This window comes from Leptospira bourretii (genome assembly GCF_004770145.1).
Lineage (GTDB): Bacteria > Spirochaetota > Leptospiria > Leptospirales > Leptospiraceae > Leptospira_A > Leptospira_A bourretii.
In genome coordinates, this window is record NZ_RQFW01000019.1 from 318,332 (window position 1) to 342,507 (window position 24,176).

Sequence of the window (24,176 nt, forward strand, 5' to 3'; positions counted from 1 at the left end):
CTTTAAAATCCAGATTTACAAAACTTAAGAAAAAGAAAAGTCAGAATTAATCTTAAGATTGTTTGTTAATAAATTTTTCAGCACAATCGAGCGCTTCCTCAATGATATGGTGCATATCCAAATACCGGTAGGTTGCCAATCGACCAAGAAATGTAACGTTCGATAAACGAGAAACTTCTAATTCATACTCTTCTAGAATTTTCATATCTTCATCTAAACGTTTCGGATAGTATGGGATGTCGTCTTCATCCGTTTCTTTACTGTATTCCTCAAAATAGATGGTTTTGGAATGTGATTCCCAGGGAGTAAAATGTTTGTGTTCGTGCACTCGAGTGTAAGGGACTTTTTCATCAGCATAATTGATCACGGGATTTCCTTGGAAATCTCCCTCGGTTCGGTGTTCTTTAAAATATACTGTCCGGTATCCCAATCGACCATGTCGAAATGAAAAATAGGCATCAATGGGACCAGTGTAAAATATATGGTCATATCCTGAGCTTTGATCAGACTCGCCCAAAAAACGTTTTTCCAATTGAATCTTTATATTTGGATGATCCAACATCTTCTGTATGATCGCCGAGTATCCATCTTCAGGAATCCCTTGATATATATCATTATAGTAATTATCATCATAATTAAAACGAACCGGAAGTCTTTTTAAAATCGATGCCGGCAAGTTCCGAGGTTCCGTACCCCATTGTTTCTTTGTATATCCGTAAAAAAAAGCTTTGTATAATTCTTCACCAACAAACTTTTTTGCTTGGTCCTCAAAAGTTTTGGGATCATCGATTGATGAATCACCTTTGGATTTGATCCAATTTTTTGCTTCTTCCGGGCCAAATGTCTTTCCAAAAAATTGATTGATGGTATGTAAATTGATAGGCATAGAATAAACCTGGCCCATATAAATCGATTTCACTCGATTGACAAATGGACGAAATGTCCCAAAAGAATTAACATAGTTCCAGACTTTTTCATTACTCGTATGGAAAATATGAGGCCCATATTGGTGGACCATTACATCTGTTTTTGGATCACGTTCGGTATGACAATTTCCACCGATATGATTTCTCTCATCAATCACATCGATATAATATTCACCCGTTTTAGCAAGGGTATTGGCAATAACAGCACCAGAGAAACCAGCACCAACGATCAGTATTTTCTTCATAAAACTCGATTTGGCAATATTCTTAAAATTAAAAAAATGATAACTTTTAATAAAACAAGTAACCTTGTCCGTATCGCAGAAACGGCTCTAAGGAGAAATGGTGTTGACTCAAGGTTATACTTTGATCCTAAAAAAGAAACGATCTGTTTCCACTGCGAATCTGTCCACCGAAGAGATGTTAACCTTTCAATAAATCTTTGCGAATGAATTTTTCCTTCATGGAAAACTAAACGACATTCGCGTGCAAACTCAACATCAGAATTTAAAAACTTAGCCATAATTTCTTCTAGTTCACTTACTCCCCTACTTACATTTTTAGTAGAAAGACCACCAAGAGAATAATGAACAACTGATTCATTGACTATCTGGCCTTGATATCCATTCTTTATCACACGAAACATAAAATCTACATCTGCTGAATATCTGTATTGAATATCGAATCCACCTAACCTAGAATAAACAGTCTTTTTACAAAGATAAGCTTGATGATTTGACGGATTCCCAACAAAAAAATCAAAATCAGTTAAAGTTTTTGGTCTCCAGACCTTAAGTCCAAACAACATACTAGCAAAACCACAGACGTAGTCACAATTCTTGTCATAAGTTTTACTTACCAATTTTTCTAAGGCATGTTCATCCAAAAAATAATCATCTGCATTTAAAAAAAGAATCCATTCACCTTTGGCCAAAGGTAAACTTTGATTCATTGCATCGTATACCCCAGAATCCTTTCCCGAGTAAAAACGAATTTGATCTCTGACAGATTCCAACTTCTCTACCGTTCGGTCCGTACTCAACCCGTCCCAGACAAGAACTTCGAAACTAACATTCTTTTGAGATAAAGCGGAATGAATGGTTCTAAGTATCGTATCTTCGGCATTGCGAACGACTGTAATAATCGATACGACTGGTTTTTTATAATTCATACTTCTTCACTGAGCATTTGGTAAATTCGAATATGTTCATCGGCACATTTGTTCCAAGAAAATTTCTCTGCTCGTGTATACCCTCTCTCCGACAATTCCTTCTGATCATTCTCAGAATCGAGTAAATGCAAAAGTTTGGATTCTAGATCCAAAACGTTTTTCGGATCAAAATACCAAGCGGCATCACCGGCAACCTCATGAAAAACCTCAGTATCGCTACAGAGAACGGGACACCCCACCGACATTGCTTCGAGTAGTGGAATCCCGAATCCTTCATACAACGAAGGATAAACAAATACTTTTGCATTTCGATACAAATTTGCAAGCATTGCCTCGGAACTAAATGGAATCTGATGAACAAACTGATCCAATTTTTTTTCTCGAATCCATTTTTTTTCAGAGAATGAAAAACTGCCACCGCCGGCACAAACCAAATGAATATTTTCTGATTTTCTTAGATGATCAAAAGCCTCTAAAAACAATTTGAAATTTTTATAATCAGCACGATTTCCAACGAACAATACGTAATCGCCAATCGAAAAAAACTGAGGTGTTTTTGGTTCCCCAGAAAGATCTCCTGCCAGATAAATGACAGAAACTTTCTTTTCAGGGATAGTTTTATAAATTCTTAATAAATCTTTTTTTGTCGTATTAGAGATACAAATAATATGAGAAGCAGATTCACACAAGGCCTTCCGGTTGTTTAAAATGAAATTAGACTTTCCATAATATTCAGGAAAAATTTCATGCACACAATCGTAAACGGTAAGAACCATTTTCGTTTTACTACTTTCTAAACTTGGTAAATAGTAACTTTGAAAATATGTAGGATGAAAGATAGAATACTGATTTTTTTCTAATGATTTGTTAACTTTTATATCTATGTTATGAATTTGATTTCTCAAACTACGTTTAAAAATTCCACTTTCCCTCTTCAATAAAAAATCCGGGATTGGCTGACGAAAGATACGAAAGACAAACCGGATCCATTGATAGATTGTAAAAATTGAAAAAAAACTGGGAGAATTGATTTGGATTTTAGATATAGGATCTCTTAAGATTCCTGACTGATATTCCTCAATTGATACAGCCGTATCAAACTCAAGTTTTCGTTCCTTCAGCCTGCGCATGATCTCTAAAAAAATCTTAGAAATTCCGCCGTACTTATTCTGAAAAAAAATTTGATGGTCAAAAAGAATTTTCATTTGAATTTAAATAAGCTTTTTTTGTTAACCTTGCTGTTTCTTCCCAAGAAAAATTCTTAGCTCTCTCAAGGGCACGAAGGGACAAAGAGAATCGAAACTCGCTGTCACCAATCATTTTTTCCATAGCGGTGACAATAGATCTTTGGTCATATGGATCTGCATACAATCCAGAATCGCCAACTACCTCTGGTAAAGACGAAACATTGGATACAAGAACTGGTAACCCACACTGCATTGCTTCTAGTGGCGGTAATCCAAAACCTTCATAAAAGGAAAGATAAACAAAAAATTTGGCTCCAGAATAAATTGATGCTAGCTTTTCATCTGGAACAAATCCAAGAAACACGATTCTCTCATGGAATAGTCCCGGATACTCTCCAGCGATTTCTTCTAAATTATCTCCCCACCCTTTTCCACCTAACAAGACCAATTTTAATTTGGGATTCTTTTTTAAACTCGGTAACTGAAGAAAGGCTCGGATGGTTGATTTCAAATTCTTTCTTGGCTCAAGCGTGCCAACACTCAAAACATAATCACCGTAATTTAAATCAAACTGGCTTAAATCATTTTCTAACTTGATTTCTGAATCAACTCGATAAAAAAAATTAGAGGCAGCAAGAGGAGTTACAGTGATCTGTTTATTTGACAGTCCCAAATTTGCATTCAACAGATCTGCTTTACTATGTTCTGAAATTGTAATGATATTCGTATCCGGAGTTAAATTCCGGATTAGTTTCCAGACAACATCATCTTTATTACCAACAAAGAACTCAGGATATTTAATAGAAATTAAATCATAGATGGTAATGACTTTCCGAACTTTTGAATTTTGAATGTATTTCGGAATCGGCAAAAATGTGCTATGGAAAACAAACTGGTTAGAAAGATAATTCTTTGGAATCGGATAGAGATAACGGTAAAGCCCAAACAGAACTAAAACTGGATGACTCACACATATGTATAAAAAAATTAGAAAAGCAGAAATACTGGAAGAATTTTTTCGATCTAATTGCTGGTAGATCCAAAGATAAGTTTGAAATAATTTATCCTTAAATCGATTGGAAGATTGAGGGATAAAAAGATGAGTGGAAGGAAGATTGATTTTATTGTTTTTTAAGTATTCTTTTAAATCATTGAAATTTCCATGAATCGAACTAAGATATAAGTCAATATCTTGATCATTCAGGAACTGAAATAATAAGTTTTCTATGACGCGAAAGATTCCTGTTTTGGCCTTATGACTCCGAACAGACCAAGCAAGAACAGATACATCAAAGATAAGCTTCAAGATCTAAAAACTCTTTTTCATCGGAAGGAATATCAAAATTGCTAACAAGGTATTCCATACCGAATAACTCAGATACAACAAAACTCTTTCGTATATGTTCGTTAAAACAAATGGCTCTTCTGATTTTTCCCTGATCTAAAAGAAATATCTGGATCATTTTTTCACCATACGGCAGCCAAACATATTTTTTGATATAATTCAATTGATCCTTCCTATTTACCTATATACAATTCCAAGACAAAAACTATGAATTCGAATCATTACTTTCAAAAGAATACTTCCCCGAATGATCGGAAATTGGTCAGTCAAACGGTAATTTGCATAATGAAACAACCAGTGTTTTGATGTTTTCCCTACCACCCTCTTTTGCATTTGAATGATTTCGCTATGGACTTTTAAATTCTGGCTGGTCTTCGTATTTTCATGTATTCTCGTACAGGCCAACACTTCAGCCAAAAAGAAAAATGAATTCTTTTTTGCGATGCGAAGCCAAAACTCATAGTCCATACAGAATCCAAGTGACTCATTCAAAAAACCTACAGAAGACAAGACTTCTCTTTTTAAAAATACAGTAGGTTGGCAAATGATACAATAGTCGATCAACCTTTCAAACGAATATGGTTCAATAGGATAAAATTCAATTAGTTTATCTTCTTTATCAATATGTAGTCCAATCCCAAAAAGTCCAATTTCCTCTCTTTCTTTCAAAGTTTGGTATGCCTTGTTTAGAGCATTCGGAAGATAAATGTCATCTGAGTTTAACCAAGCAATAATTGATCCTACTGCTAACTTCCATCCTTTGTTGATGGCATGTGTTTGTCCGTTGTCTTTCTCAGAGACCCACCGATAACTAATTCCCAGGCAATTTGTTTTTTTAATTCCCTGGTCTTTTAAAGTTCGAAATGAAAGTTCCTCAAACCGTCCACTCAATTCACCTGAGTGAATCAGATTTGCATATTTCTCGATGATACCAACAGAGTTATCTTTGGAACCGCCATCCATCACAATCAAATCAATGTAAAACGGACCTGATTGCGTTATGATCGAATTTAATGTTCGATCTAAAAACTCACCTTGGTTATAGGAAGGTGTGACAATTGTGATAATTTGTTCTTGAGCTATTTCCATTTTAATAATATTCAAAACTCCGAATTTTCGAACTCAAATTCAGGAACTTCATTTAATAAAGATTTTGATTGAAAAAAACGAATTAATTCTTCGGTAGCCTGGCTCTCCATCGCCAACCGACAATCAAAGGAGCAGGAACCCATATGTTGAGTCAAAACAACATTTTCTAATTCTCTCAACTTCCCTTTGTAAGGTTCTTTTTCATATACATCAACTGCCATTCCAGCAAGTCCAAAATTCTTTAACCGATTGTATATCATTTCTTCATTAACGATTCCACCTCTAGAAAAGTTAATCAAATAAGATGTTTTTTTCATAAGATCGAGTTCCCGATCTTTAATCAAATTTCGTGTCAGAGAGGTTAACGGTACATGAATGCTGACAATATCAGAAGATTCTAAAAGAAAATCCAACGGGACTTGTTCGATCACTAAACCCATGGACCTTAAAAATTCTATTTCGTTTGATTTATCTAAGATATCACAGATATAAACTTTTGTTGGGGAAAAAGCTGTCAGCATCTTTGCAATGCTAAATCCAACTCTACCAAGTCCAACAATACCAATCTTTGCCGATTTGATACTGATTCCTACTGGACGAGTCCAATCTCCCCTTCGTAACTGCCGGTCCGCCCAAGCAACTTGCCGTGGCAAAGTAATCATCATTCCCATCACCAATTCAGATACCGCTAGGGTAACCGCATCAGGTGTGTATGAAACTTTAATACCCTTTTCCCGACACAATCTCAACGGAACTGAATCTAATCCAATTCCCACTCTAGAGATAAATTGTAAATTTTTAGAACGATTGACTAACAATTGCAAATTTTCCGTTCCAGCAATGATTCCTACTGAATCCTTGGCTAAATCAGAAACTTCTTCGGATGTCAGTTTTCGATTCAATGGATTTATGGTATAACTAAGTCCAGATCGATCCAATAAATCAAGCGGCAAAGAATCGAACTTTCCAAAGGGATAGGTTGATACAAAGATGTTTGCAATTGATTTCATACGTTTACAAAAATCACCTTAACATTTCTAATTGATCGCAGTCTAAATTGAGAGATTGGTTTGCGCAATTTAGACTAGACGCTTCAATAACCATATTGATAGAACCCTGGTATTCAATATTCAGAGGCTTACCTTTCTGAAATTTTGTTAAATTCGGTAAATCATGACGATTTAAAATCATTAAGTTAGGCATAAAACAAACAACAACAAAACATAAACCACTAATCTCGGCTGAATCCTTTCCGAACCTTGGATTCAAATCATAAAAAATGGCAGCATTTTTTAAATTACGCTGAATGAAATAAGGACGAACAGCATTTAAGTAAATTCGGGTTTGTTTATCTCTATAGTTAGTTGATAAGTATGATTCTAATTCTTTGTCATCCCAATTTTGATAACTCGACACAGTAACTCTGGCAAACAAACCAATTAACAAAGAGACAATAACGAGAAATTTAAAAAAATCAAAAATTTTCATTTTCCCCTAACACATAGTAGGCTAGCTAAAACAGGAAAAGAAATTAATCGAAAGTTTTCCTGATTTTCCCATCCATGCAGCAAAAGGTAGGGAACAAAAAAAATTGAGAAAAGAAACCATAGGGAAAAAAAAGTTTTTGGTCGGATTGGACTCGTTAAAACTCGAATGATGACAAAGAGAATCAAAAATACTAAAATCATTTTGATACGAGTGATTCCTTCTAAAAGAACACTGGGGCCACTAAAAAGTATCTGACCCAATAAAGAATACTTTCCTAGAGCATCCGCTGAACTTTGATTATCAAAAATTTGTCCATAATTTAGAAGGTTTTGGATATAAGCTAAATTACTAAAAAAGCCAAAAAAAAGTAAGTAAAATAAAACATAGGTTTTAGAAATCGAAATATTTCGAAGCAATAAAACAAAAGAATAGACTAACTGCGGCAATAGGAATACAAACATAGAAGATTTCGATGCTATTGCCAAAAAAGCAAAAATAAATATATTAACTAATTCAACGACAACTTGTCGTTTACGTCCTATTGAATTCAAAAAAAACTTTAGAGATAAAAGAGAAAACGAAAGCGATAAAAGATCACCTTTCGCTATGTGAAAAATATACCGAATTAATCCAAAAGAAATTAAACAAAAAATTAAAAATACAAATATATCGTTTTTTCGATTTGGCCTAAAAGAATCAGCCAATGTTATCATATACAGCAACACAGAAATACCATATACGAAGGAAATATATATTTCGCCATAGTAAGAAGCGAAGCCATAAATAAATGATGGAAATTTTGCATAGTCCCAATAAGCACCTTTAAGGGAGCTATTGAAATCATAGAACGCCATCAACTCAAAGCTTACAGCATCCCAAGTCAGATCTTTTACATTATATAAAAAAATTAATAAAAATACAACAAAGGGATAAATAAACCAAACCAACCTCAATTGGAAAGCCAGTACTAATAGCACCAGTAAGGCTGATGTAAGGATAAGAAAAAAAAATGGGGAATGGCTAAATGAAAAAAGATACAAAACAAGAAATGTATTAGCTAAAATAAACCAGTATATGCTTGTATTACGATTTTTTAATCGCACATTAAATCTGGTTAAAAAATTTCCCAAAAAATTCAATGAATCAAGCCTATCCAGAATTTTGCCTAAAAAATTCCGTAAATCCTTTGGTCAAAATTACCTATATGCCTTTCCAAAGTAATGAATAAGACAATATCAGGTTTGTGTTTTAGTAATTCTTGCAATGCTTCAGTAGTTTCATTTTGTACAAAATTGAAGGTGTCTACTTGAAAAAAACTTAAGTCAAAGAAGGACTTCATGGAATAAAAATAGGAATCGTGAATCACCAGTATTCGTAATTTGTTCGGACGATCGCCAGATTTCTTTTTTGGCAAATATAAAAATTCTTCATCTTTCAGATACCTAGTCAAAGATAAAAAATCACCAATATCCTTTCCACTTGATTCTCGATGAAGAATATCAAAATCATTCTCATTCAAAACTTGCACTGCAGGAAAATCCTGTTTTATTACGGAAACTAACTTTTTCGAAGCAACGAAAGCACCATTTTCATTCCAATGAGTATCTGTTTTATAATAAACTTTATTCCTTGACTTTGCATTATATAATTCTTCATGAAAAAAAACCGTTCGCCTCTTATTCCGAACAGTATCGTCGTAAATCCTAAAATATTTATCTCTCTTTATCGTTGCCTTATCCTGCACTTTCAGGTATTCAGAATATATATTAAATTTTTCAGGGACGACGGCTGTATAAAAAAGAATATTATTTTTTATACAGAAAGAATTCATGCGGTCTAAACCATTCCTGTATTCCAAAAACTCCTTTTCATCAAAAGAATAATCCCTACCGTTTGAACCTTTCCCTAAAAAAACAAAAATCCAATTATCGTTACCTTTAACAACTCTACGTTTGGGCGAAGAATCTAATACAAACCAAAGAAAGTAGTTATATTTCTGAATTAACCAGTTACGTAATGGAAAATTTCTTTCCAAATAGTTTTCTATTAGTTGGAATTTCTCCTTGGATGGGGCATCTAAAATAGAAACAAAAGTAATTTCTTTATTTTTGTCTGTTGGATTTATATCACTGATTACTTTAAAAACCAGATTAAAAAACGGAAAAACTAATATAAGGATTGTTAGTTTAATTACTAATTTTTTCATTAGAACCTAAAGTATATAAATGGATTATAATTATTTGCTAACAAACAAACAATGGAGACAGCAAAAACGAAAAAAATAGCGACCATTTTTAGAGCTGGGACAGAGTTCACCCTGCTAAACATTTTCCAGTCGTAAGAAAAGAAAATAGCAAATCCAACACCAATAACCCATCTCAAATCAAAAATAGAAATTACTTGATCGAACTGAACTCCATTCTTACCAAACAAAATTTCAATAAAGTCTAGAGCGCTAACGAAAGATTCCAAACGAAAGAATACCCAACCAATATTAATTAATACAAAGGTAAATAGCAATTTCAGTACATTTGGTAAATAGCTAATAATATTCTGATAGTATGTTCTTTCTAACACCAAAAAGAAACCGTGATAAATTCCCCAAATAAGAAAGTTCCAACTAGCACCGTGCCAAAAGCCGCAACAAACAAAAACAATTAACAAGTTTAAATATTGCCTTACTGGAGATTTGCGATTTCCCCCCAAAGGAATATATAAATAATCCCGAAACCAGGAAGACAGAGATATATGCCATCGACGCCAAAAGTCTTGAAAACTTAATGCTTTATAAGGGAAATTAAAATTTACGGGAAAAGTTAAACCAAAAATACGGCCAAGTCCAATTGCCATATCAGAATATCCTGAAAAATCAAAGTATATTTGAAAGCTATATGATATGATAGCTAACCAGGCTAGACCTGAACCAAAGTTGAAACTTTCTGAATTTAAAATTTCATCTGCATAGATACCAAGCGTATTTGCTATAATAACTTTTTTCCCAAGTCCAATGACAAATATTGATACACCCTCGATCTTATCTTGATAATCAGATTTCAGCCTAGAAAGTGAATGCATCACTTCACTATACCGAACAATAGGACCTGCAATGAGCTGAGGAAAAAAGGAAATATAAAAGGAAAATCTTAAAAAATTGCGATCAGGATAAATGTCTTTTCGATATATATCAATTAAATAAGAGATACCTTGGAATGTAAAAAATGAGATCCCGAGTGGAAGATGAATCTCATGAACCGCAATTTGTCTATAGGTTATACTTGAGAATATAGAAACAATAAAAGTCGCATATTTGAAGTATATAATGAGTAATAAATTTATTAAAATTCCAAAAAACAAAAGGACTTTTTTTCGTTTCGCAATATCAATCAGTAAACCAAACAAGAAGTTTACGATGATTGATGAAAACATAATTAATATGTATGTTTGTTCTCCCCAAAAATAGAAAAAAATACTTCCTGTTAGTAAAACTAACATTTTGTATTTCTGACCAACAATCGAAAACAAAATGTATACAATGGGAAAAAAAAGAAAAATGAAGAGAATTGTACTAAATACCATAAATTTTAACTATGTAACTATTGAATGAAGAATTTACATTCGGGATAACCGAAGGTTAACTTCCAACCTCAACGATTTGAGAATAAATGTCTTTTACAACCTTGGCAGTTTTTTCCCAAGTAAATTGAGATGACTGCTCCAAGGACAAGGTTGATAAAAACTTTCTATAATTGGAATCGGAAATTAATGACTCCATTTTTTCCTTCAAACCTTCCTTATCGTTTGGATCGAGCAAAATACCGGCTTTACCGATTACCTCCGGCAACGACGAAGAATTTGATGATATTACAGGCAAACCACATTGCATTGCCTCTAAAGGAGGAAGACCAAATCCTTCATATAAAGACATATAGACAAAAAATAATCCACCTGAATAGATAAAGGCTAACTCATTGTCTGGTATAAACCCAAGAAATCTTACCTTAGAATTGAATTTTTCTCCAAATTTTCTTTTGGTCTCTTCAAATGAAGGACCCCAACCCTCTGTTCCAATTAGAACCAACTGAATATCATCAGCAGAGCTATTTAGATTCAAAAAAGCTTCAATGATAGTTCCTAAATTTTTTCGTGGTTCAAAAGTAGAAACACTCACTATATATCGATCAGGAACTAGTTTGTATTTATCCAAAACTTTATTCATATGATCATCGAATGTTTTTTTGGTAAAGATATTGTTAGCTGCTAGATATGATACATGCGTACGCTGAGCTGAATCAGGAATCACCTTAACAATGTCATTTCGACTATGGTTAGAAATTGTTATAATGTTAGTATTGGAATTTAAATATTTCACTAGCTTTTGAATCAAATGATTGTTGTTATCCAAAAAATATTCAGGATATAAAACGGGAATTAAGTCATAAATACTTACAACCGTATGAAGTTCTGAATAAGCAAGATATGCAGGAACTGGCAAAAAGGGGCTATGAAAGATAAATTCTTTTGTTCTAAATCTAGTAGGAATTGATTTTTTATATTGATTCAAACCAAATAAAATATCAGCAAATAAACGAAAAAATCTAAATACAAATAATTGAATTCGATCATAAAAAGAAGGATTAATTTTATCTAACTTGTATTCAACTGCATTCAGCCGCTGAAAAATAGAATCCCGCTTCGGCGATTTTTTATTTGGAAAAATTAACTGACTCGGAGCAATCCCTAAGTTTGTCTCCTTAATATACTCCGAAACATCAGAATAATTTCCATGAATTGCAGAGAGATACAATTCGATATTTTTATCTTTCAAAAACTGAAATAATAGATTTTCAATGACTCTAAATATCCCAGTTTTAGCTTTTTCGTCTCGAATCGACCAACCTAATACAGAAATATCAAAAATTATCTTCATGTTCATTGAATGTAAAAAACGGATCTCTTTTTAAGTTATCAAAGAGTCTCTTTTGATAATATCCTATTATAAAAATCAATATGTTTGTCTGCACATCGCTCCCAAGTAAACTGTTCACTTCGAATCAAACCTTTTTGGATCATCTTTTTTCTGATTGCACTAGATCGAAATATCTGTTCAGCAGCATTTGTGATCGAATCGGGAAACCAAGGATCAAACTGAATGGCAGCATCTCCGACAACTTCAGGAAAGGAACTAGTATTACTACAAATTACTGGGCAACCAAGGGACATAGCATCAACTAAGGGAATTCCAAAACCTTCATATAAAGATGGGAACACAAACAAGGAAGCATTTTGATAATAATATTTCAGTTCTGAATCCGAAGTAAAATTAATATGTATTGTTTTGCCTAACAAATTCAATTTCTGTAAAGATTCTTTTTCCACTCCAGATAGTTTTTTTCCACCTAACAAAACCAGATTTACTTTATACTTATAAATTATTGGAGCAATGCCTTCTATAAAATTATTAAAATTTTTATAACCACCTCTATCGCCAACAAAGAGAATGTAATCTTTCCAGATAAAATTTAAATCCTTGTCGGGAACTTTGATTATGTTCGAGCCTAAATGAATTACTTCGATTTTTTTCTCAGGTATTTGATAAAACTCCAACAGATCTTTTTTTGTGGATTCCGAAATCGAAATGATCTTATCAGAAAAATCACAAAGTTTTTTTCGATTTTTTAAGGCAACATCAGATAATTTATAAAATCCAGGAAATCGTTCATGGGTTAAATCATAAATAGTGATTACTTTTTTGATCCTTCTATCATCCTTAAGTAAGTCAAAAAAATAAGTATCAAAGTAAGTGGGATGAAAAATCTGAACTTTTGAGTTTTTTAATCTTCGAGCTATTAAAGTTCGATTACGACCGTAGATAAATCTAAAAGCGATTTTATTATAAAACAACTTTATGGATTTGTATATTGGATAGATGATTGTTTTTCCCGAAAAAGATTTCCCCCAGAGCCAATCTTCTATTTCAGGTACATCTTTAGGAAATGAAAAAAAAGAATAGGGCTTAAAATAAGCTCTATTCTTTAAGTTTTCATTCTTCGTACTAATTATGGGAACTTCAAACTCTTCCTTTTGGTTATGGAGACGCTCCATAACTTCTGCGAATAACAAAGAAATCCCGCCATACTTTTGATTTAAAAAAATTTGAAAGTCGAATACGATCATAAAAATAAATTCCTGAGTTTTTTTAAGATCCTACCGAAAATATCCAACCGTGAAATTTCATTGGCTGCTTCAATCGTCCCAATGGATCTCCATTTACCAATCAATTCAATCTTTTCGATAGATGGAAATTCAAGTGTAAATTCAAAATAGCCATGGTTCGAAAAGAAACTAAAACAGTTTCCTCTTTGTTTTTGCCAATTGCCATTGATTTTAGAAGAAAATAAACTAATTGGAACTTTTTTTGTTTCGGTAAGCCCAGTTTTAATCGTTACCAAGATTTGGTCGATCTGGACTTCAAATGAAACTCCTTTTGCCAAAAGACAAAGTATCTTTATCGTTTTATCCTGAGTCACAATGTTTACTGGAAACTCTAATTTTACATTTTTGAAAACAGGAGAAATTTCAAAATTGTATTTTCCAAGTTCAACCAAATCTCCATCTTCAGGTAAATGATATAAATAAGATTCAGCTAATAAACCGGAATTTACTGACCTTTTATATAATAATCCCGAAATAGAATTGTCCAAAAGAGAATTGTAAGGTTCCATTTTAGATTCTATTTCTTTTAGGCGTAGAAACTGTGTTTTTAAATTTTCCGAGTAAAGCGAATATATTGATAAGTAAACATTTTTTGAAATATCATAAAAATCAGAAATATAGTTGAACTCGCCTTCTCTGACTTTTACATCATGAAAATGATAAAAAATAAGATTAAACTCCCGATTCGATCTTTTTTCTTTTAAAACAATCGCACTATTCTGATCAGAATCAAATTCATATTGTTGCACATTCCAAGGTGCCACCCCTCCTCCGAGATGTTTTAGTACATGGACTCGGTTGAATTCTGTTGTCCAATGGTCTAAGTATTTCTGATCTCCAAATTTCCCATCTTCAATACGCGAGTAACACCATTCGAGGCAACGATCCGCCCACCAGTGCAAAACTTTTAATCCATCTACATCACTTCGAAAGAATACAAATTGAACACAATAAATTCCAGCCGTAGCAGACTGGTCATATGCAGGAGAATAACGATGCTCAGTGATGAGCACAGAAGAATTTTCTGCCTCATCTAACAATACTTGCGGATTAGAGAAAAAAAATAAATCTGCATCGACATATGTACAATGATCTAATTGAAACCGATCCAAACAAAAACGAATGATCCAAGGAGTACAGGTCCAACAATATTCCCCTTTTGATCTTTCTTCTTTTACACGGAGTAAGTCTGGTGATTCAAATTCCTTTAAGGAAATCAACTGAACAAAACTTAAGTTCAATTTTTGAAGAGATTCATAACATTCGTTATCAAATGGAAACACAAACACCTTTGCTGAAGGATCTTTTTCAGCCAAGGATTGCAACATAGTAACTCCACGGAGTAAATAATTCGAATCAAATAATGTACAATAATAATTAATAGACATTAATTAGTTTTGCCACCGATTTAATACTGTTACCACCCGTTCAATTTCAGACTTCGAATGGAAAAATGAAATTGGCAAACTAAGTTCAGTTTCATGGATCTCTTCAGCAACTGGAAAAGAACCTTTCGTAATATTCCAATCTTTAAATTGGTGATTGATTAAAGCTAATTGTTTATGTGGCGGAACCGGATAATGAATTTCCGTTTTGATTCCATTTTCCAAAAGATAGGCTTTCAGCTCATCTCGACTTGTCGTTCGAACAGGGTAAATATGATGTACTTGGTAAATGGATTCGTCATCAGGAAGCGGTTTAACCAAGTGATTGGACAAACCCTCATTATAAATCTGGGCAAGTTCTTTTTTATGCTGATTTATCTTATAGAGATATTTCAGTTTTACCGAAAGAATTGCTGCTTGCATTTCATCGAGTCTCGAATTCATTCCCACAAACTCGTTATAGTACTTAATCGATGAACCATAATTTCTTAGTTTTCTTATTTTGTTCGCTATATCTGGATCATCTGTGACAACAGCGCCTGCATCACCAAAGGCTCCTAAATTCTTAGTGGGATAAAAACTGAATGCATTGACATGGCCAAAAGTACCAACATTCTTTTTTTTATATTTTGCACCGTGGGCTTGGGCACAATCTTCAATTAAAACTAAATTATTATTTTTGCAGATTTCGACAATTGGGTCCATATCACAGGGCCTACCGTAGAGATGCACCACCATCACAGCACAGGTGTTTTTAGTTATCTTTTCTTTTATTTTTGCAGGATCAATATTATAAGTGCCAATGGAGGGTTCTACTAAAACCGGTTTTAGACCATTTTGCATGATTGATAAAACAGTCGCAATATACGTATTAGAGGGAACAATCACCTCCATTCCTTCTGGGAAATCATAGTATTTAAGACTTAAAGCTAAGGCATCTAGTCCAGAGGCAACACCGATACAAAATTTATTACCATTGAATGCTGCAAACTCAGCTTCAAATTTTTCCAATTCATTGCCAAGAATAAACCAACCACTTCTAGAAACGCGCAGAACGGCTTCATCAATCTCCTCTTGGAATGGTGCGTTTAGTAGTTTTAAGTTTTCGTATTCAATCATTTTTTTTATGAGTAATGTATTCTAAAAATTCATTATAGTTTCGAAGATAATCTTTTTCATCAAAATAGCCAGAAGCATAAACTAACATAATACAACCCGATGATATTGATTCCATAGAATGCCATAATTCTTTTCCGAGGATAACTCCAACATGACTTTCATTCATCATAATCTTTTGAGAGTTTTCTCCATCATCAAGATTCAAAATAAAACTACCGCTGAGACAAAAGATGACTTGAACAGTTTCTTTATGTGCGTGATTTCCCCTGCTGACTTCGGAAGCATTTTTTTGAATGATATAGTAGGTTCGTTTAATTGCGAAAGGAATATCTCTATCGGATTCTGCAACCGTCAGACTTCCCTCTCTCTGGTCAGTAAACTGTTTTAGTCGAATATAACCTGAGTTTTTTACAATGATCTCTTCCATAAGAATTCTTTTTTTTTCCAGAGGAATGTATTTGATTTAAAATTCACTACTTAATGGCAGCCATCGGCAAACAATTTGAATTAAGAATGTAACCTTTGTTCATTTTTTTCGCATAACCACAAGGATTGTCTGTCCCCTTACAAGCGAACGAAAAATATCGAACGAAAGAAGCAACTTATAACACTTACAAAATAAATCAAATCCTCTTCGAAGTGTCGTACTTTGAACCTTACTTCGGAATCTTTCTCTTAATAAATTAATATAAAAATCAATATGATAAATAGCCAGAGGCTCGTATTCAACTAATTCCAGATCTAAATCGAACTTCGTTGCTAAATACTTAAAAAAATCTAAACTAAGAGAAAGCATATGATGAGGTGGCATATCAAGCAAAACCTCCCCATACTTAATAAAACTATCGCGATTAGGAACGGCTATCAACATATAGCCGTTATCATTTAGCAGCTTCAAAGAATTCTCCACAAAGCTCAAGGGATCATTTACGTGCTCAAACACTTCAAAACTAACAATAAAATCATATGAAGCTGATGATTCAATCAGTTGAGAAAATGTAAAATTTTTGATTGGTAACTTTTCCTTTGATGCGTAAAGAAGTGCGTCTTGGTTAAATTCAATTCCCAACGTTTCTTTTACAAAGGGGATCACCTTTTTAAGAAAATGACCTTTACCAGCGCCAATTTCCAACAAACTTTTTGGTGAGATTTTTTTAACAATCTTTGAACTGATTTCAAACTCCCATTTTTCATCCCCGTAATACCATTCGTATTTCTCGGACAATTGTTTATAAAGTTTATCTGAACCAGCAATATCAAGCGGATAATAAAATCGTATTTTCGACTCATTGCATTCGCAAAAATATACTTCGTCTACAGATTTAAAATCATCCGAAACATCGATGCCAAACAATTCCTTCCATTGCGAAATTAAATATAAAGAAGAATATTTCTTTACAATCGTTACATTTGAATTCTTGGTGATTGGGCTAATTACTTGCATTTAGTGCCTTTTTAAATATAATACTTTTATTCTTTATATTCAGATTCGCTGGGAAAATCTCATCATCTGCATCAAATTCAGAAAACAATTCATAACTCTTATTTACAAATGAAAGCAATGTCCGATAATTCATAAATCGAATTGGAATTTCAGCTTTATAAATCTCTTCCGGAACCCTCTGGATCATAATCCGCTCTTCTACATTGCCATAAATCAAAGGAGTTCGATCAAAAATGATATAATCAAAATTTAGTTCGGAAACTTGTTCTAAGATACTTTGCGGATTTTCTAAATATTGAATCGTACTCGAAAAAAGAATCACATTGGGGCGATTTTCTTTGACAGCTTCTTTGATAGTATTAAAAAAAGCTAATTTTTCATTCTGGAAATGTTCAATACCACACCTAACAAAGTGCGGTTGTTCAACGATGGACCATTTACAAAAAGATAAACCATTTAAAAATTTACGGTTTTGGAAAAAAGTACTGCCAAGTGACCCGCCAAAGTCAAGTAGGTTTAACTTCCCATTATTTTCGGAAGAGACATACAATAGAGAAACTAACAAAGGAAGCGAATAGTGAATCTCATCAAATAGAACGGAATCTCTTTCATATACAGCCTCTCCGTTTTTTACCTTTAGTAGAGAATTTTTTACTTTTTCAAGAATTCCTTCAGAGGCATATCCACTACATTGTTTTACAGCATCTTCCCATTTAGAAAAATTTCCATAAAAATTATCTTCCATTTTTATGGAGCGATATTTGGTCATTAATCGAAAAAATTTCCGTGGGAAATATTTCATCAGGCTTAAAAGTCTCAATGCATAACTTATTTTTTGTTGATTCAAGGATTTAAAGTATTCAGACAGACGTTTTCGCGCAATTGAATCATTTAGAATTTTTTCAGGAAAATATGAGACCCTTTGATTTGAGAACGGGGGACTCAAATATCCCTCGTCATTGCAGTGAGTCCCACTGCTATCCAAACCTATATTTTGAATTAAACTGTCTTTCGGATACAAGGTCACCTTATTTAGCAAAAACATCGAGGCATACCACCTGACTGCCCAGCTATCATTTTTTCCTTCTATTTGTTTTTTTAACATTTCCGAAAATTTGAAATGTCCCTCATAATCAAATTCTTTAATTAAGTCGTTTTTTTCTAACTCGGATAATAACTTTGAACCGTCAGTTTCAAACTGATCCCAAACCCGTTTCCAGGTTCCCCATCCCCAACAATCTGCACCTTTGATAAAAAAAGATTCCTTTAAACCTTTTGTGTTGATCGGATAATTGTAACCATGAATGCTCGCAACTTTTTCAACATCTTTATACTTTTTTAATCCAGCATTCATATATTCCAGGAAAAAAGGACTCACCACAATATCATCTTCCAATACGATAACAGATTCAAATCTTTTCAAAACATCTGTTACACCAGAAAGAATTGATTTAGAAAGACCGAAATTTTTATCTCTTTCTACTATCTGAATAGATTTGAATCCAGTAATACTTTTTATATAAGACCTCACTTCATTTACTTTCGTTATATGTGAGTCGTTCTTTGCATAATCAGCATAGATGATTAAATCCGAATCGGAAGATTCTAAATTAGTAAGCAATGAATCGATAACTCGTTTTGTGTGCTCAGGACGATTGTAAACAAAGATGATTATTGGTGAATTTGCCATAGGTGGGGAACTATAAATAATTGGTAATGTGTAAGTCTATGGTTGAAAGTTTTTATCTAGGTAAAAACAAGTACGAGGAGTTTTACAGTAAAAATAATATCCAAACTCTTTTAATAACAAGTGGATTGGATTATTTGTTATCGTCTCAAGATCAAAATTTAGAATTTCAATTAAAATTACTTTCGGTCTAAATTTTGTCCAATCCCCAGATTTTAAAACAGAAATTTCATTCCATTCCACGTCAATATTCATAAAATCAATCTCTTTATCCAGGGGAAATTGCTGTAAAACATTGGAAAGTGGTCTAACCTTTACTTTCACGTTATCTTTTGATCTATAATTTGTATTTTCTTCTAAGAATTTGACCCTCTCTGCATCAAAGGTATTCAACGCAGCTTCTTCAAATCGGTAGTAAACCAATTCAGATTCCTCTAAACCGATGCCTATGTTTAAATTTTGATCCCGCTTTCTATGAATTTCAAATTTCTTAAATCCATCCGGGGAAGGCTCAATATTAATCCCAGTCCAACCCAATTCGTAAAAGTAATTAGTATTGGAAAACCGGAAAGGATCATAAGCGCCAATATCTACATATCTACCATCTTTTTTATCACCAAAAAGATCGCGGAGAACCATATCCTCCCCTTCTTGAGAATAGGAACGGAAGTAATTTTCGGCTTTAAGTCTACTTACTATTTTTTTGATTAGATTCAAATTACTTCTCCTCAGTAAAACTAACTGATTAATTTTTCTTTTGAAGTTCAAATGGAAGACTCACTAAACCCATATTGAAATGCGGATCTAACTCTGAAGAAATGATACTAAGCGCAGGTAGATTTATATTATTATCAATTACGTCATACCATTTCCGTAAGTCTTTATTTCCAATACCAAAATACATTAAGTATTGCCCCACTCGAAGCGAATTTTTTGGTATCTTTAAAGAAAAATCAAGTGATTCTCCAACTTTCGGTGAGCTCTCCATAATAACTGTTTTATAATTTGTGATTACATTCATCCCAAGTGGCTCAATGAGCGCAAAATAGAAGGAAAGGCCATCACAATAATCACGTATATTCAAGGTAAGATCTATATATATGTCTTCTTTGGCATCAAAACTCCAAGAAGACTGAGTTTCTGATCTGGCACTTACACTTGTAAACAAAGCATTTCCATTGCTATTTGTTCGACTTAAACGATCACCAATTGCTAAACTTCCTAAATCAGCTTCTTGAAACAGACCTGTATATTTTTGAATACAAACATCAATATCACTGTTTTCCTCAACCATACCATGTTTAAGCAAAATACCCCTTTTACAAATTGCTTGAAGGGCTTGCATATTGTGGCTGACAAAAAGAACAGTTCTTCCTTCGCTCGAAACATTTTGAATTTTGCCTAAACATTTCTTTTGAAATTCTGCATCACCTACAGCCAGAACTTCATCAACAATCAAAATTTCTGGCTCTAAATGAGCTGCTACTGCAAACCCTAAGCGAACCATCATACCGGAGGAATATCTTTTCACAGGAGTATCAATATATTTTTCAACTCCACTAAAACTTACAATTTCATCAAATTTACTTTTAATCTCGGATGAGGTCATACCAAGAATCGCTCCGTTGAGAAAAACATTTTCTCTTCCAGTTAGATCCTGATGAAAACCAGTTCCGACCTCTAACAAGGCTGCTACTCTTCCCTTAATTTTTACATTACCTAAAGTAGGTGAAGTTACTTGCGATAGTATCTTTAAAAGCGTAGATTTTCCGGCTCCGTTTTTACCAATAATCCCAACAACATCACCGCGTTTTACATCAAAACTAACATTTTTTAACGACCATACGTAATCACTGTCACTAGCGACACTTCGATCATTCACTTGTCCTACTTGCAAATATGGATCTTCCTTACCGCGAAATAATTTCCACCACCGATTTAAATCATGGGCAAGCGAACCCGTACTAACTTGACCCAATCGATATTGTTTGGAAATGTTCTCTATCCGTAAAACTACATCACTCATGAATTTTTTTTCCTAAAACTCGACACAGAAATCAAACAGTATCGATAAACGATCTCTCGACCCGATTAAAAATTAATATTGAAAGAAAAACCAACACTATAGTAAAACCAACGCTAATACCTAGGTATAGCCAATCAAAAACCCCGACACCCAAAAGTATAAAACGGAAAGCCTCGATTAAACTAGTCACTGGATTTAGTAGCAGAATTAATTTCATTTCAGGAAAGTTTTTAGTCACGACCGATAAGGGAAAAACGATCGGAGAACAATACATTAAAAGTTGGACACCGAAATTGACTAAAAATTTCAAATCTCTATATTTAGTAGTCAAAGATGAAATAATGACTCCAAATCCAAGACCGATAACACCCATAAGAATGATTAAAAAAGGTATCAGGAGATAGTAAAAATTTAGTTTTATATCAGTGCCAAGAAAACCATAAAACAACATAACACCTAAAAGAAGCACAAACTGAAGAAAGAATTTAACTAAGTTTGATATTGCAATTGAAATTGGGACAATTAAGCGAGGGAAATATACTTTTCCAAAAATTGCGGCATTAACGACAAAGGTATCTGATGTTTTCACCAGAGTATCGGCAAAATAATTCCATATAGTGATTCCACTTAGATAAAACAAAAAATTTGGAATGCCATCAGTTGAAATTCCTGCCACTACACCAAAGATTACAGCAAACGTTAAAGAAGTTAAAACAGGTTGGATGAAAAACCAAATCGGACCTAGAATTGTCTGTTTATAGACAGATACAATATCCCTTCTAACAAAGAGAAAAAGTAAATCTCTATACCTAAAGATTTCACCAAGTCTCAGAGAATACCATTCCCGCTGTGGCTTTAAAACCAAATCCCAATGATCTTCAAGTTCAGGAGTATTAATACCTGTCATTTTTATCTACAACCTTAATGAAAAATTTAATATAGTAATTATCTAAGCAAAACACAAAAGCTTTTAATAATTTCTAGGTTTTAATGAAACAAGATTCAACTACAATATAGGGTGATGAGGAAGTTGTAGTTTGATCCACTTCTCGCTCTAAAGAAAAAGGAATCAAAAACTCTTCCTTATCCAAGTGAAATTGATATTCGGAAAATTCATTAGTTAGTTCGTAATTTGTTTGATCATGATGAATCCAAACCCGATTAGGAACAATTTTTTTACACCGAACAACAACCACGTCCCCAGATTTGTAATTGAGTGTAATCGAGAAATGCTTTTTTGTCGCTATGCCAAAAAATTCTTTATACCGATTCTTTTCCATGTCAGAAACGAAAAAACCAGAATAAAAATAAGGTAAATCTTCTTGTCGGTTATAATTCAAGATTGTAGGTGGAAGAAAATTTATTCTATTTCTAATTTTTTTGGCAGGTATTCCTGCGACAACTGTATATGGTAATACATCCTTCGTTACAACTGAATTGGCTCCAACAACACTACCTTTTCCAATTTTTACTCCATTCATAACAAGAACATTGGCACCTAACCAACAATCATCTTCAACAACTACAGGTTTGCTATGCTTTTTTCCTAACTCTAAATTTTGAATTACTCTAACATCTTGGTCTTTTATATTCAATTCAGGAAATTTATCGAAATAGTGGTTCCCTGAACTAATATAAATGTTGGGAGCAAAAGTACAATATCGGCCAATCGATACATCTCCTAAAATAATTGTTCGATCCTGGATAGAAGTATAATCACCTATTTCTATTTTCTGATTAGGTCCGATTTCTACATACCTACCAATGTAAACTCCATTACCTAAAGATAATTCAGAATACTTCGGGATGATTATATTTGAACCAACACCGATTGAGTATTCGGAAGGAAACTCAAATTTACCTTCACAAAACAAGACATAAGGATCTGAAATCTGCGCAAATTTATCACGCAGAAGCCGTTCCAGAATTTTAATACTCAATTGGATTAAACTATTTCGAATCTTACGAATCATAGGTTTGCCGCTATTTCTAACTGTAATTAGTAATTAGAACTGTAGATTCACTATTTTATTGCTTCCAATAGTTTCTTTGCATAAAACTTATTTACTTCAGGATTTGGATGGCCATCATAAGGAAGCATATTAAATTCTGGATTAGAGTAATCACGGTATGAATCAACATAAATAAAGCCTTTGTCTTTCAGATGTTTTATCATTGGATCTTTTTGGTATTCCCCCGTACTCCACATATGAAGAATTATCGGAGTTACATTTACTTTTTTAGCCTCTTCAAAGATTTCGTCAAAAATCTTCTCCGTTATTAAAAACTCCTCCTCGTTTCTGACCAACGGAACATATTCCTTCAGGAGGGGAATGGTTCGAATTTTTAATTCACCAGAATCAAGGTAAGCCTGAGGAAAATGAAAACGTACATCTTCAGGATTAGGTGGAATACCAAATTTAAAGTAAATCGTGTTACGAATAGAATCCAGTTTTTCAATAAAAAAATTCTTATTACTGAAAGGACCAAAAGTTCTTAGAGCACCGACATATTCTTTCGCAGCAATATTTCGTTGAGAATGCCAATCGATATATGAAATAGCTATATATTTTGGCTTCCGTTTAGACTTTATCAGTTCTTTTATTTGAAGTAGTGCATGGTGATTACCATAACCATTCTCACCAAAGTTGATCACTTTTAAATCTTGTCGTTTATTTTGAACAAGGTAAGCCATCGTTTCTTCATCGTTTAATCCCTGCCCCCAAACAAAGGAACAACCAAAAATCCAAAGTTCAGGCAAATGATCTTTCACTACACCAGTAAATCTCGTTGCATCTTGATTAATCTTAACCTTGTAGGACCTTTCTTCCTTTAGGTTAGATAATTTGATTTTTAGATTATACTCCCCAGGAATTGCTTTGTATCCAAGAAGCAAATCATCGACATACATTGGTGAGGGTTCTACACTTAATTCCCTAACAACAGCAGTTTGCATGCGATAACGGTTTAACAACTGATTTGCCAAATACAGTAGCGGAACCAAAATCGCAATTAACAACAAAAACATAATTGCATAAAATAAAGATTTCCTTGAAGTCATTTAAATCTCCTTAAATAAGTAATCACAATATTCAT

At 33.4% G+C, this 24,176-nt stretch carries 23 protein-coding genes; all 23 read right to left on the minus strand.

Annotated features, from left to right (window positions below; all coding sequences use genetic code 11):
• Positions 1–52: 52 nt before the first annotated feature.
• A complete protein-coding gene (gene glf / locus EHQ47_RS15865; protein WP_135777552.1) occupies positions 53–1,171 on the minus strand; it encodes a UDP-galactopyranose mutase in 1,119 nt (372 codons plus the stop codon).
• On the minus strand, positions 1,168–2,097 hold the full coding sequence (locus tag EHQ47_RS15870; RefSeq protein WP_135777553.1) for a glycosyltransferase family 2 protein: 930 nt from the start codon (positions 2,095–2,097) through the stop codon (positions 1,168–1,170). Before EHQ47_RS15870 ends, glf begins: the two co-directional genes overlap by 4 nt.
• The gene (locus tag EHQ47_RS15875) at positions 2,094–3,302 is read right to left on the minus strand and encodes a glycosyltransferase family 4 protein (protein WP_135777554.1); all 1,209 of its coding nucleotides are present in this window, start codon (positions 3,300–3,302) and stop codon (positions 2,094–2,096) included. Before EHQ47_RS15875 ends, EHQ47_RS15870 begins: the two co-directional genes overlap by 4 nt.
• Positions 3,286–4,590 (minus strand): glycosyltransferase family 4 protein, encoded by a 1,305-nt coding sequence (locus tag EHQ47_RS15880; protein WP_135777555.1) that lies wholly within the window; start codon positions 4,588–4,590, stop codon positions 3,286–3,288. Before EHQ47_RS15880 ends, EHQ47_RS15875 begins: the two co-directional genes overlap by 17 nt.
• Positions 4,574–4,792, minus strand: a complete 219-nt coding sequence (locus EHQ47_RS19705) for a hypothetical protein (protein WP_167483299.1) — start codon at positions 4,790–4,792, stop codon at positions 4,574–4,576. The genes EHQ47_RS15880 and EHQ47_RS19705 overlap by 17 nt, the downstream gene beginning before the upstream one ends.
• A 14-nt stretch (positions 4,793–4,806) precedes the next feature.
• On the minus strand, positions 4,807–5,718 hold the full coding sequence (locus EHQ47_RS15885; RefSeq protein WP_135746884.1) for a glycosyltransferase family 2 protein: 912 nt from the start codon (positions 5,716–5,718) through the stop codon (positions 4,807–4,809).
• An 11-nt stretch (positions 5,719–5,729) separates the two neighbouring features.
• Complete coding sequence (locus tag EHQ47_RS15890; RefSeq protein ID WP_135746883.1) at positions 5,730–6,728, minus strand: phosphoglycerate dehydrogenase; 999 nt, start codon at positions 6,726–6,728, stop codon at positions 5,730–5,732.
• 13 nt (positions 6,729–6,741) lie between these two features.
• Entirely contained in the window at positions 6,742–7,206 is a 465-nt protein-coding gene (locus tag EHQ47_RS15895) for a hypothetical protein (protein WP_135777556.1), read from the minus strand.
• On the minus strand, positions 7,203–7,667 hold the full coding sequence (locus tag EHQ47_RS15900) for a hypothetical protein (RefSeq protein WP_135749736.1): 465 nt from the start codon (positions 7,665–7,667) through the stop codon (positions 7,203–7,205). The genes EHQ47_RS15895 and EHQ47_RS15900 overlap by 4 nt, the downstream gene beginning before the upstream one ends.
• 704 nt (positions 7,668–8,371) lie before the next feature.
• Positions 8,372–9,412, minus strand: coding sequence for an alginate O-acetyltransferase AlgX-related protein (locus tag EHQ47_RS15905; protein WP_135777557.1), 1,041 nt, complete (start codon positions 9,410–9,412; stop codon positions 8,372–8,374).
• Positions 9,412–10,698, minus strand: a complete 1,287-nt coding sequence (locus EHQ47_RS15910) for an MBOAT family O-acyltransferase (RefSeq protein ID WP_167483302.1) — start codon at positions 10,696–10,698, stop codon at positions 9,412–9,414. Before EHQ47_RS15910 ends, EHQ47_RS15905 begins: the two co-directional genes overlap by 1 nt.
• 139 nt (positions 10,699–10,837) lie before the next feature.
• Complete coding sequence (locus tag EHQ47_RS15915) at positions 10,838–12,031, minus strand: glycosyltransferase family 4 protein (RefSeq protein ID WP_167483303.1); 1,194 nt, start codon at positions 12,029–12,031, stop codon at positions 10,838–10,840.
• A 140-nt stretch (positions 12,032–12,171) separates the two neighbouring features.
• A complete protein-coding gene (locus EHQ47_RS15920) occupies positions 12,172–13,380 on the minus strand; it encodes a glycosyltransferase family 4 protein (RefSeq protein WP_135777558.1) in 1,209 nt (402 codons plus the stop codon).
• Positions 13,377–14,807 (minus strand): hypothetical protein, encoded by a 1,431-nt coding sequence (locus EHQ47_RS15925; RefSeq protein WP_244290383.1) that lies wholly within the window; start codon positions 14,805–14,807, stop codon positions 13,377–13,379. The genes EHQ47_RS15920 and EHQ47_RS15925 overlap by 4 nt, the downstream gene beginning before the upstream one ends.
• A gap of 3 nt (positions 14,808–14,810) precedes the next feature.
• Entirely contained in the window at positions 14,811–15,923 is a 1,113-nt protein-coding gene (locus EHQ47_RS15930) for a DegT/DnrJ/EryC1/StrS family aminotransferase (protein ID WP_135750028.1), read from the minus strand.
• Entirely contained in the window at positions 15,916–16,350 is a 435-nt protein-coding gene (locus EHQ47_RS15935) for a sugar 3,4-ketoisomerase (protein WP_135748533.1), read from the minus strand. Before EHQ47_RS15935 ends, EHQ47_RS15930 begins: the two co-directional genes overlap by 8 nt.
• A 99-nt stretch (positions 16,351–16,449) precedes the next feature.
• Positions 16,450–17,367, minus strand: coding sequence for a class I SAM-dependent methyltransferase (locus EHQ47_RS15940; protein ID WP_135748532.1), 918 nt, complete (start codon positions 17,365–17,367; stop codon positions 16,450–16,452).
• Positions 17,354–19,057 carry a methyltransferase, TIGR04325 family gene (locus EHQ47_RS15945; protein WP_135777559.1) on the minus strand — a complete coding sequence of 568 codons (1,704 nt, stop codon included), beginning with the start codon at positions 19,055–19,057 and terminating at the stop codon, positions 17,354–17,356. The genes EHQ47_RS15940 and EHQ47_RS15945 overlap by 14 nt, the downstream gene beginning before the upstream one ends.
• Positions 19,058–19,093: 36 nt before the next feature.
• On the minus strand, positions 19,094–19,771 hold the full coding sequence (locus tag EHQ47_RS15950; protein WP_135748530.1) for an FkbM family methyltransferase: 678 nt from the start codon (positions 19,769–19,771) through the stop codon (positions 19,094–19,096).
• Between the two features lie 28 nt (positions 19,772–19,799).
• Complete coding sequence (locus EHQ47_RS15955) at positions 19,800–21,080, minus strand: ABC transporter ATP-binding protein (RefSeq protein WP_135748529.1); 1,281 nt, start codon at positions 21,078–21,080, stop codon at positions 19,800–19,802.
• A gap of 31 nt (positions 21,081–21,111) precedes the next feature.
• Positions 21,112–21,987: an ABC transporter permease gene (locus tag EHQ47_RS15960; protein WP_135750027.1), complete on the minus strand. Its 876-nt coding sequence runs from the start codon at positions 21,985–21,987 to the stop codon at positions 21,112–21,114.
• Positions 21,988–22,060: 73 nt separating this feature from the next.
• Positions 22,061–23,053: an acyltransferase gene (locus EHQ47_RS15965; protein WP_135747135.1), complete on the minus strand. Its 993-nt coding sequence runs from the start codon at positions 23,051–23,053 to the stop codon at positions 22,061–22,063.
• Positions 23,054–23,103: 50 nt separating this feature from the next.
• On the minus strand, positions 23,104–24,141 hold the full coding sequence (locus EHQ47_RS15970; protein ID WP_135747134.1) for a hypothetical protein: 1,038 nt from the start codon (positions 24,139–24,141) through the stop codon (positions 23,104–23,106).
• Positions 24,142–24,176: the final 35 nt, after the last annotated feature.

Bases quoted from the DNA above. Each gene is read 5' to 3' on its own strand.
- glf (WP_135777552.1), bottom strand. From the start codon at position 1,171: ATGAAGAAAATACTGATCGTTGGTGCTGGTTTCTCTGGTGCTGTTATT.
- EHQ47_RS15870 (WP_135777553.1), bottom strand. From the start codon at position 2,097: ATGAATTATAAAAAACCAGTCGTATCGATTATTACAGTCGTTCGCAAT.
- EHQ47_RS15875 (WP_135777554.1), bottom strand. From the start codon at position 3,302: ATGAAAATTCTTTTTGACCATCAAATTTTTTTTCAGAATAAGTACGGC.
- EHQ47_RS15885 (WP_135746884.1), bottom strand. From the start codon at position 5,718: ATGGAAATAGCTCAAGAACAAATTATCACAATTGTCACACCTTCCTAT.
- EHQ47_RS15890 (WP_135746883.1), bottom strand. From the start codon at position 6,728: ATGAAATCAATTGCAAACATCTTTGTATCAACCTATCCCTTTGGAAAG.
- EHQ47_RS15895 (WP_135777556.1), bottom strand. From the start codon at position 7,206: ATGAAAATTTTTGATTTTTTTAAATTTCTCGTTATTGTCTCTTTGTTA.
- EHQ47_RS15900 (WP_135749736.1), bottom strand. From the start codon at position 7,667: ATGTTTGTATTCCTATTGCCGCAGTTAGTCTATTCTTTTGTTTTATTG.
- EHQ47_RS15905 (WP_135777557.1), bottom strand. From the start codon at position 9,412: ATGAAAAAATTAGTAATTAAACTAACAATCCTTATATTAGTTTTTCCG.
- EHQ47_RS15910 (WP_167483302.1), bottom strand. From the start codon at position 10,698: ATGTTAGTTTTACTAACAGGAAGTATTTTTTTCTATTTTTGGGGAGAA.
- EHQ47_RS15920 (WP_135777558.1), bottom strand. From the start codon at position 13,380: ATGATCGTATTCGACTTTCAAATTTTTTTAAATCAAAAGTATGGCGGG.
- EHQ47_RS15925 (WP_244290383.1), bottom strand. From the start codon at position 14,807: ATGTCTATTAATTATTATTGTACATTATTTGATTCGAATTATTTACTC.
- EHQ47_RS15930 (WP_135750028.1), bottom strand. From the start codon at position 15,923: ATGATTGAATACGAAAACTTAAAACTACTAAACGCACCATTCCAAGAG.
- EHQ47_RS15935 (WP_135748533.1), bottom strand. From the start codon at position 16,350: ATGGAAGAGATCATTGTAAAAAACTCAGGTTATATTCGACTAAAACAG.
- EHQ47_RS15940 (WP_135748532.1), bottom strand. From the start codon at position 17,367: ATGCAAGTAATTAGCCCAATCACCAAGAATTCAAATGTAACGATTGTA.
- EHQ47_RS15945 (WP_135777559.1), bottom strand. From the start codon at position 19,057: ATGGCAAATTCACCAATAATCATCTTTGTTTACAATCGTCCTGAGCAC.
- EHQ47_RS15955 (WP_135748529.1), bottom strand. From the start codon at position 21,080: ATGAGTGATGTAGTTTTACGGATAGAGAACATTTCCAAACAATATCGA.
- EHQ47_RS15960 (WP_135750027.1), bottom strand. From the start codon at position 21,987: ATGACAGGTATTAATACTCCTGAACTTGAAGATCATTGGGATTTGGTT.
- EHQ47_RS15965 (WP_135747135.1), bottom strand. From the start codon at position 23,053: ATGATTCGTAAGATTCGAAATAGTTTAATCCAATTGAGTATTAAAATT.
- EHQ47_RS15970 (WP_135747134.1), bottom strand. From the start codon at position 24,141: ATGACTTCAAGGAAATCTTTATTTTATGCAATTATGTTTTTGTTGTTA.